This is a genomic window from Aeromonas aquatica (assembly GCF_000764655.1).
In the GTDB taxonomy this organism is placed as follows: Bacteria; Pseudomonadota; Gammaproteobacteria; order Enterobacterales; family Aeromonadaceae; genus Aeromonas; species Aeromonas aquatica.
Window position 1 is genome coordinate 1 of record NZ_JRGL01000051.1, and the last position, 1,912, is coordinate 1,912.

2 protein-coding genes are annotated in these 1,912 nt (G+C 55.9%); both read left to right on the forward strand.

The genetic code is table 11. The annotated features are described in order from the left end of the window. On the forward strand, window positions 1–782 hold a 782-nt coding region (locus LG30_RS0107665), incomplete at its 5' end, for a PTS sugar transporter subunit IIC (protein WP_033130120.1). A 64-nt stretch (window positions 783–846) separates the two neighbouring features. Further along, on the forward strand, window positions 847–1,912 hold a 1,066-nt coding region (locus LG30_RS0107670; protein WP_033130121.1), incomplete at its 3' end, for a sugar phosphate nucleotidyltransferase.

Below are 1,912 nucleotides of genomic sequence, written 5' to 3' on the forward strand. Positions count from 1 at the left end.
CGGCGTTCGTTGTGCTGACCTCGCTGTGGCTGGTACGCCTGGCCATTGAAGCGGCCGATCTTGGCAATTTGCACACCATCATCGAGAGCATCCTGACGGCTCCGCTCAAGTTGATTGGCGGCAGTTACATCGGGGCTCTGGTGGCCACCACGATGGAACATGCGTTGTGGGCCGTGGGCATCCATGGCAGCAATATCGTCTCCAGCATCATGCTGCCCATCTGGCTGGTCTTCACCGATGAGAACCGGATCGCCTTCCAGGCCGGTACCGAAATCAAAAACATCATCACCGATCAAACCAACTCCATTTTCCTGAACTTCGGCGGTTCTGGCAGCATGATGGCACTGGTCCTGTTGCTGGCCTTCCGTGCCCGCAGTGAACAGTGCCGCTCCATCGGCAAACTGGGCCTGCCTTCATCGCTGTTCAATATCTCCGAACCCATCATGTTTGGTCTGCCTGTGGTGCTCAACCCCATCATGGTCATTCCCTTCATCCTGGCGCCTGTCGTGGGCCTGACCCTGACCTATATCGGCATGGCCAGTGGCCTCGTGGCGTTGCCGGCGGGTATTTCGGTGCCTTGGACAACCCCCATCTTCATCGGTGGTTATCTCTCCACGGGGGGGCATATCTCGGGTGCCGTGATGCAGCTGATAAACCTGTTGGCAGCCATGGCCATCTATTACCCCTTCATGAATAAATGGGACAGCATCTGCCTGGCCAATGAAAAAATGGTGACGCAAGAGACGCCGGAAGAAGACGAAAAGGCAGCACTCTCCTTCTAAGTCAGTCAGCGGCAGACGTTGAGTCATCGGGCTTAACGTCTGCGATAAAACGGGGTAAGGCATCATGCAGGCAATTGTGGTGACAGCGGGAAAGGGCAACAGGTTATGGCCATTTACCGAGATAAGAAGCAAATCCATGCTGGCCGTCAGCAATATGCCGATCGTCTACTGGTTGCAGCAGGCCTTGGCTGCCGCCGGGGTCAACGAGATGGCAATACTTGCCGATGAGCATGAAGGCCAATTCGCCCAGTTTTTTCACCACAATAAGGCAGCGTCTGCAACCAGCCTCCACTCGGTGGCGGGGGCTCAGGACATCGTCGAGGCCTTGTTGGCGTATCAGCAGCGCAACCCGGTCACCGATGCGGTGCTGGTGATCCCCGGGGATTGTCTCATTGAGGCTGAGGATCTTGAACGACTGGTAAATAGCCCCTCTGCCAACGCCGTCTTGCTGAGAAAATTGCGTACCGAGGAGCGCTCCGATCGGCTGTGTTTCAATGCCGAGCAGGACTTCAAGCTATTGGCGCACCCGCGGCGGGAGGGGTTCGATTGCGAGATAGTCGCCTATAAGCTGAGCGCCGATTTTTTCAGCGCGGCATTGCCTTACACAACTGACATTTATGACCATGTTCAGGTTGGCATGATGCCTTCGAGTGAGAAATTTCTGGAGTCAGCCCTGGCTGGCTGGGCGCAGCAGGTCACCGTCGACTTTATCCATTGCGACCAGCCCAGTTTCAATCTCGACTACCCCTGGAATATTCTGGAGGTCAACGGCTATCTCAACCGCCAGCGCTGCCAGCAACTGAGCGCGAGCGAGATAGCACCAAGTGCCACCGTCTCATCCCGTGCCGTGATACGCGGACACATCAAGATCGGTCAGCACAGTCATATTGGCGACGGGGTCATTTTCCAGGGTAATGCGATCGTCGGCGATCATTGCCAGATAACAGACGGTGCCATCATCGGTGAGAACGTGGTTATTGGTAACGGTGTGACCATCAAGGAGTATTGCAAGCTGGCCGATGAAACGACGGTGGGTAACCAGGCCATCATCGGTCACTGCGCCGAGTTGGCGGGTGTCATTTTTGAGAGCACCTATTTGTATCACAACTGTGAGATTGCCGGGGTACTCG